8 protein-coding genes are annotated in these 6,883 nt (G+C 38.2%); 1 reads left to right on the forward strand and 7 read right to left on the reverse strand.

Annotated features, from left to right (window positions below; translation table 11 throughout):
- From AC52RT_RS06965 to AC52RT_RS06975, 3 genes are all read right to left on the reverse strand, one after another.
- Positions 1-385: class I SAM-dependent methyltransferase (locus AC52RT_RS06965; protein WP_495540072.1), on the reverse strand; the 385-nt coding region annotated here is incomplete at its 3' end.
- A gap of 25 nt (positions 386-410) precedes the next feature.
- Positions 411-1,361, reverse strand: coding sequence for a hypothetical protein (locus tag AC52RT_RS06970; protein WP_495540073.1), 951 nt, complete (start codon positions 1,359-1,361; stop codon positions 411-413).
- Entirely contained in the window at positions 1,358-2,221 is an 864-nt protein-coding gene (locus AC52RT_RS06975) for an ABC transporter permease subunit (protein ID WP_495540074.1), read from the reverse strand. Before AC52RT_RS06975 ends, AC52RT_RS06970 begins: the two co-directional genes overlap by 4 nt.
- 289 nt (positions 2,222-2,510) lie before the next feature.
- Between AC52RT_RS06975 and AC52RT_RS06980 the strand changes: the two genes are divergently transcribed.
- Positions 2,511-2,741 carry a hypothetical protein gene (locus tag AC52RT_RS06980; RefSeq protein WP_040374438.1) on the forward strand — a complete coding sequence of 77 codons (231 nt, stop codon included), beginning with the start codon at positions 2,511-2,513 and terminating at the stop codon, positions 2,739-2,741.
- A gap of 50 nt (positions 2,742-2,791) precedes the next feature.
- On the opposite strand, the gene qoxD is transcribed toward AC52RT_RS06980, so the two are convergent.
- From qoxD to qoxA, 4 genes are read right to left on the reverse strand one after another with little or no spacing between them, the layout of a single operon-like run.
- Positions 2,792-3,076, reverse strand: coding sequence for a cytochrome aa3 quinol oxidase subunit IV (qoxD, locus tag AC52RT_RS06985; protein WP_340848121.1), 285 nt, complete (start codon positions 3,074-3,076; stop codon positions 2,792-2,794).
- A 1-nt stretch (position 3,077) separates the two neighbouring features.
- Positions 3,078-3,674, reverse strand: a complete 597-nt coding sequence (gene qoxC, locus AC52RT_RS06990) for a cytochrome aa3 quinol oxidase subunit III (protein WP_495540075.1) — start codon at positions 3,672-3,674, stop codon at positions 3,078-3,080.
- Positions 3,671-5,614 carry a cytochrome aa3 quinol oxidase subunit I gene (qoxB, locus tag AC52RT_RS06995; RefSeq protein ID WP_495540076.1) on the reverse strand — a complete coding sequence of 648 codons (1,944 nt, stop codon included), beginning with the start codon at positions 5,612-5,614 and terminating at the stop codon, positions 3,671-3,673. The genes qoxC and qoxB overlap by 4 nt, the downstream gene beginning before the upstream one ends.
- Positions 5,615-5,663: 49 nt before the next feature.
- Entirely contained in the window at positions 5,664-6,569 is a 906-nt protein-coding gene (qoxA, locus tag AC52RT_RS07000; RefSeq protein ID WP_495540077.1) for a cytochrome aa3 quinol oxidase subunit II, read from the reverse strand.
- Positions 6,570-6,883: the final 314 nt, after the last annotated feature.

The raw sequence follows: 6,883 nt of genomic DNA on the forward strand, positions 1-6,883 counted from the left end.
CCAAATCATCCCCCAAAGCTTCCTTCAGACCGCTGTAGTCCCAGCTGCCGGAGAAAGCAGCGGCAACGGTGCCTTCCTTCAGCCCGGCAATGCCCGAGCCGGAAGCGTCATCAACAAAATTGTAAATGTTAGCAATTTCAATCATTTTAGCAGAAAAGTCGAGACCGTCAATACTATGTCCATAGTCATATAGCCGGTGACTTAAAATTGCTGTTCCTATACCAATATCTAACACCTGCGCATGTTTTTTCTGCATAATTTCATTAAAAATGGTGTTGATTACTTTCTTATACCCCGCAAATGGATATAAGGATTGATCTTCACTAACTTTAACACTTTGATCATACTTATTTGCCCAAATATCAAACCCTTGCTTATTTAGCATCGTTTATCTCCTTCTAACCTTATTGTTAGGCACTTTTTGATCGAGGAAACTTAGATAGGAACCTGTTCAGCCGTGGTCCTTTTCTCTCAATCCAGCCTTGATGTTCTAAGCGTGACTTGCGCCTGATACCTTCGCTGAGTGCAAAAAAAGAAAACATAGCACACCCTATAAATACAGCGGCTGTAATTGGAATCCAAGGAGCTCCATCAATATCAATAAGTACATTTGAAATATATAGCGGCCATTCGACAGCTGTATTCGTAATCATGTAAGCTCCATTCTCCATTTGTGATAAGCTTTGTGATAAAAATATTCCAAATACCCCAAGCTGTCCGATCAAAAATAACATATTGCCAAGATGGGTGAAGAAATAAGACAGCCACTGCGGTGAACATAGAGGCCAATAATATCTAGTAAACAGTCCTTTGATCCCTGTTCCGAGTACAATTGCTGCCTCGTAATACGTTGAAGCCTGAACATGCTGAATACTTTTCTTCATGAGCTCGGCTACCTTTCCTACTTCAAATACGATAATCAACCCCATCATCCAGAATATTCGGTTGGGGCTGAAAACAATTAATGGCAGTAAAGAAAAAAACATAACCATAAAAATTACCGGAACACGAGAGAATAAATAATTCCAAGCTTGCAAAATCAGGTTGATACTTTTTGAATGAGCTGCACTAACAGCCAATATCATCGCTAAAATAAAGACAGACAGGCTCATTCCAATTACCGTTGCAAGTGTATACCTTGTCCCAATCACAAGGTAACTAAGTACATCACGACCTTCCCGGTCAGTACCCAACAAAAAATCTTCGGATGGCGGGAATGGCGGGTAGGAAAAAAAATCCGGATAATAGCTGCGCATCGTTAGTTTGGGATCAATCCCCGGTAAAAAGGATCCTGCAATCGCCAGAAACATAAACACAGAACATCCGCATATGCCAATGAACAGCGGGACATTTTTTTTCATTTAATATCCTCCTTCCGTACTGGAACTAGGAAAAAGGTCAAAATCTCCTGAAGCCATTGGAAAACTAGTAAAATAGCCATCAGTAAGAAACTGAACCCTATTATTGCTGCAGTATCCATTACCATCGGTTCACCAGCATAAAACCACCCATTAAACTGAAGGGCTCTAATAAGTCTTGTGCCAATGCCGCGATACATTGATAAATATTCGACCACAAACATCGCTGACATAATAATTAAGGCAATCGGCATTAAATGCTGCACCAACTTCGGCCAGCAATTCAGCAAGGCATGCTTCCAGATAACCGCCCAATCCTTAGCACCTTTCGAACGTGCTGTCCGAATATAATCAGCTGTTTCTTCCTCCTCTAATGCTTCTGCAGTTAGACGAGCGATTATAGCAATCGGGTACATACAAAGATAGAAAATGGGTAAAAATACGTTGTACCACTCTTCATCGCCATAAATATCCGGTTTCCATATATCATTTTTCATACAAAAGAACATAAACATTTGAATGACCATAATAAAGAAGAAGTCTGGGACGGATTGTAAAACCCAAGTGGTTCCTTTCCCAGTTAATTTCCCAACACCGCCGGTATGACGGTAATCGTATATTCCCTTCCAGACACCAAAAAAGATACTCAGTAAAAAAGCGGGAATAATAAGTACAATGCTTTTTTTAGCATAATAAATGAGTTCTTCTTCCACAGGATCTTCATACATAGTCATTCCAAGTGTTTTATTCTCTTTTACCTCTGTCCAATAATTAACGATGTTTTGCTTATAAGAGCTCCATGTAAATGAATAACTCATCACGTCAACGGTTCCCTCACGATGTGAGGTTGTTTCACGAGGCATAAGGACCAGTAATACTAAAAGAAATCCAATGATTATGTATAAAAGTAAATTCCCTGTTAATCTCGCTGCAAGCTTTATATAAGCCCCCTCCTCTAAAGTACGTGGTAACTATTTCCAATAGTATCAAATTAGTTAGAATATTGCGATATTAATTTTAAGTTATATTTTACTTTTCATTCATCTATACACTTGTCAACACTTTTTGCATAAAATACAATAAAATAACAAAAAGGTTTGACAAATTTGTGAATTATACTAAAATTAACTATATAAGGAGATGATTTGTAAAATGGAACAATACAAACTACTTAACTTTGTCCGTATCTTTGCAATGATTGGATGTACAATAGGTGGAATCATATTTATTATTAGTTTATTTGAAACCGGTTACAATGATAATCATCTTTTAACGTTTGCTGCGATTGCTATAGTATTTAACTCAATGCTGGTATTTGGAGTGGGATTGTTCTTTACGATTACCGAGGAACTCATTACAAAAACACGAAGAGTAAAATCATAAATCTAAAAAAAATCCTGAACGCATATGCTGCGTTCAGGATTTTTTACTATTTACTGATAGCCCCAAATCATAGTTAGCAATGTACCAAGAATAGTTACAATACCAACGAAGAGAGAGTACCCAATGTTTGTGTACAATGTATTCCTATCTTCTGATTCTCCAATATGCATGAAGAATACAATTTGCATGCTAGCCTGAGCAAATGCTGTAACTAGAAGAATCAGCATACCAGTCGTTGCAGACAAATCAAACATAAGAACAGAAAGGGCGACGACTGTTAGGATTAGTGAGAACACATATCCCATTACTTGCTTCATAGGGAATAGTTGTTTCATATTACATCAATCCTTTCAAGTAGACAAAGCTGAAAATGAAGATCCAAACAATGTCTAAGAAGTGCCAGTACAAGGAAAAGATGAACGATTTATTTGCAGTTTCAGGAGTGATACCCTGCTTTCTAACCTGCATGATGATGAACAGTCCCCAGAAAAGACCAAGTGTAACGTGAGCACCATGCGTTCCAAGAGTTGTCATTAAAGCAGATACGAAAGCACTTGTTTGGTAAGTTGCTCCTTCATGAATGTATGTGACAAATTCAAAGATTTCTGTTCCAAGGAATCCAAGTCCAAGGACTAAAGTAATTCCAAAGAATGTCATCATCGCTTTTTTATTACCAATCCGCATAGCATGAATAGCTAAACCGATTGTGAAGCTGCTTGTCAGCAGCAGGAATGTTTCAATTAAAACCGGTGTAAGTTCAAATATTTCACTGCCTGTTGGTCCATTTCCAGTCCGGTTAACCAGTGTGAAGTACACGGCAAACAAGGTGGCGAAGAGGGCAATCTCTGCCCCTAAAAAGATCCAAAAACCAAATATTTTCAACCGATTTTCTTCGGTTCCATATTCTAAAGGAAGCGAGTTATCTATTTTCATGCGTGAGCACCTCGCGATTTGTTTTCAGTTTCTTCTATTTCTTCAACTGAAATATAGTGTCCATGATCTTTCTCGAATGTACGATAAGCCATACAAGCAAAGATTCCGATTGTTGCTATGATTGCTGGAATCCACCAGCTGAATACCATGAAGAATCCCCAGAAGAAGAAGATTACGCCAAGAATAACTGGTATTCCACTATTGTTTGGCATATGAATTGGCTCATACTTCCCTTTAAATAACGGGATATTATGTTTCTTTTGATCCCAGAAAGCTTCTGTAGATTCAACCGTTGGAACAAGAGCAAAGTTGTATTCTGGTATTGGACTATGAGTAGCCCATTCTAATGAACGTGCATCCCAAGGATCTGAAGTTTCGTTTCTTGGCATGTAACGTGTGCTCCAGTAGATATTATAAACTAGTAATCCGAATCCAATTGCAAGACCAAGTGCTCCGACAAATGAAAGCATATTCAAGGCACCAAAACCAGTAGATTCAGAATACGTGTACATACGACGTGCCTGACCATTTAAACCAGTAACAAACATTGGGAAGAACGTTACGTTAAAGCTGATTGCAATAAACCAGAACGTGACTTTCCCGATTTTTTCGTTCAAGCTGAAACCAAAGATCTTTGGCCACCAGTAGATAAATCCAGCAATTACTGCAAATACTGTACCTGGAATTAATACATAGTGGAAATGAGCTACTAAGAACATTGTGTTGTGGTATTGGTAATCAGCACTTGCCATAGCAAGCATTACACCTGTTACCCCGCCAATTGTAAAGATTGGAATAAAGGCTAATGCATATAGCATAGGACTGGTAAATTGTATTTTTCCTTTTCGGAGCGTAAAGAGCCAGTTAAATATCTTGACCCCGGTAGGAACTGCAATGGCCATAGTTGTAATAGAGAAGATTCCATTAACTACTGCGCCATGACCCATTGTGTAGAAATGGTGAGCCCAAACTACAAATGAAAGCAAGGAAATGGCAACCATACTGATAACCATTGATTTATATCCGTACAGATTTCTACGAGCAAACGTAGAAATAATCTCACTATAAATCCCGAAAGCAGGAAGAATAACGATATATACCTCAGGATGTCCCCAAACCCAGAATAGGTTGGCCCAAAGCATATCACTACCACCATTAGCTGTGGTGAAGAATTGAGTGCCGAACAAACGATCTGTTGTCATTAATGCTAATGCCACAGTTAACACTGGGAAAGCAAAAACGATGATAACGTTCGTGATTAGGTTTGACCAAACGAACATTGGCATTTTCATTAATGTCATGCCAGGAGCTCTCATTTTCAGGATGGTAACAATAAAGTTAATCCCGGTCATTAAGGTACCAATACCCGCTATTTGAATGGCAATAGCGTAATAGTTATTCCCAACCGTTTCACTGAATTCTGTGCTGGCAAGAGGGAAATAAGCTGTCCATCCTGCATCAGGTGATCCTCCGATTACGAAGGAAATATTGAATAGCATTGCTCCAGCAAAGAATAACCAGAAGCTGATTGCATTCAAACGTGGGAAAGCAACATCACGAGCTCCAATTTGTAATGGAGTAACGATGTTCATTAAACCAATGATAAATGGCATTGCCATGAATAAAATCATGATAACCCCGTGTGTTGTAAAGATCTCATTATAATGCTGTCCATCCAGTAGACCGTTTTCAGGCCTAGCTGTCTGCGCACGCATTAAGAGTGCATCAACGCCTCCTCTAAATAACATAAGTAAGGCTGCTAAAATGTACATAATTCCGATTCGTTTATGGTCAACTGTTGTTAACCATTCTTTCCAGAGATAACCCCATTTTTTAAAATAGGTTAAGCCCGCAACGATGGCGATCGAAGCAACGATAATGCTGATTTGCGCCATAAGAATCATGGGGTCTCCGGTTACGATAAATTCGTCCCATTTCATGTGTGTGACTCCTTTCGTTTACTAATTTATTAAACTAGTAGTCTTATCCTTATTTATGATCGTGTTCATGTTCTTCGTGATCTTCAGTATCTTCTTTGGGACCATCATCGGAATCGTCCGATCCATGATTATGACCAGTAGGTGCTGGAGCGAAATCTAAATGTGTTCCATTAAAGGTACTGCGTCCAACATGATCGGCTTCTAGAAGTTCATTAAATTTATCTTCTGTCAGCTCATCAGCTGTTGCTTTAACATCTTTAACCCATTCATCATATTCAGCAGGAGGCATAGCTAATGCTTCAAACTCCATATGAGCAAATCCTTCACCACTGAAGTTAGCGTTTCTGCCCATATAAGCTCCAGGAACGTCTGCAGCTAAATGCAAGGTATTAACCATGTCACTCATTGCATACTTTTGACCTCCAAGTTGTGGAATCCATAAACTTGAAATAGGGCCATACGAGTATAATTTGAATTCAAGCGGTCGATCTGTTGGGATGTTCAAATAGTTAACCGTTTCTATATCTTCTTCTGGATAGCTAAAGTGCCATTTAAAATTAGATGAAACGGCATAAATAGTCAGTTTTTCTTCAGTATAACCAGTTTGTTCATTCTCGACTTTATCAAGCGAGCCAACTGTTACCCAACCAAGGAAGGCAACAATAATGATTGGAATACCAATCCATAGCGCCTCAAGATATTTATTTCCTTCAATATGCGGCGGTTCGTAGTCTGCACTAGATTTAGAAGCACGATATTTAGTAAGCATGAATGCATATAAAACAATAACAACTAATACAACTCCGGCCATTGTCCACATAGATAACTTAATAACATTTGATTGCTCTTCAGCAACCGGGCCTTTTGGATCAAGAACGAGTAACGGATTATCACACCCCGTTAACACGGTGACAATAGTGAAAATTAAAAACAGTAAAATTCCCTTTAGTTTCATTTTGTACTCCTTTCCCCTCGAAAATAAAATTATAACTTGCAGTTTCACTGCAAATGTTTATATATTCACAAACTCACGATTCTATCTTAGTATTATAAAAGAGAAAATACAACGGATTAAGATTTATGTCACAAAATGTTCATTAAGATTCAATCAAATATTGGAAGCGAGTGCTTTAAATTGGATTAATCGTAAAAGATGAATTAATATTGTTCAAGTTTGTTCATTTCTTTACTTCCGTTATATCTCTTTAATATTCGCTAATATTGTTTTTTCAAAATAATAAATTTAATCAAAATAAAAAGAAGCAGGCA

The sequence above is a fragment of the Peribacillus sp. genome (genome assembly GCF_059453735.1).

Bases quoted from the DNA above. Each gene is read 5' to 3' on its own strand.
- AC52RT_RS06970 (WP_495540073.1), bottom strand. From the start codon at position 1,361: ATGAAAAAAAATGTCCCGCTGTTCATTGGCATATGCGGATGTTCTGTG.
- AC52RT_RS06975 (WP_495540074.1), bottom strand. From the start codon at position 2,221: ATGCCTCGTGAAACAACCTCACATCGTGAGGGAACCGTTGACGTGATG.
- AC52RT_RS06980 (WP_040374438.1), top strand. From the start codon at position 2,511: ATGGAACAATACAAACTACTTAACTTTGTCCGTATCTTTGCAATGATT.
- qoxD (WP_340848121.1), bottom strand. From the start codon at position 3,076: ATGAAACAACTATTCCCTATGAAGCAAGTAATGGGATATGTGTTCTCA.
- qoxC (WP_495540075.1), bottom strand. From the start codon at position 3,674: ATGAAAATAGATAACTCGCTTCCTTTAGAATATGGAACCGAAGAAAAT.
- qoxB (WP_495540076.1), bottom strand. From the start codon at position 5,614: ATGAAATGGGACGAATTTATCGTAACCGGAGACCCCATGATTCTTATG.
- qoxA (WP_495540077.1), bottom strand. From the start codon at position 6,569: ATGAAACTAAAGGGAATTTTACTGTTTTTAATTTTCACTATTGTCACC.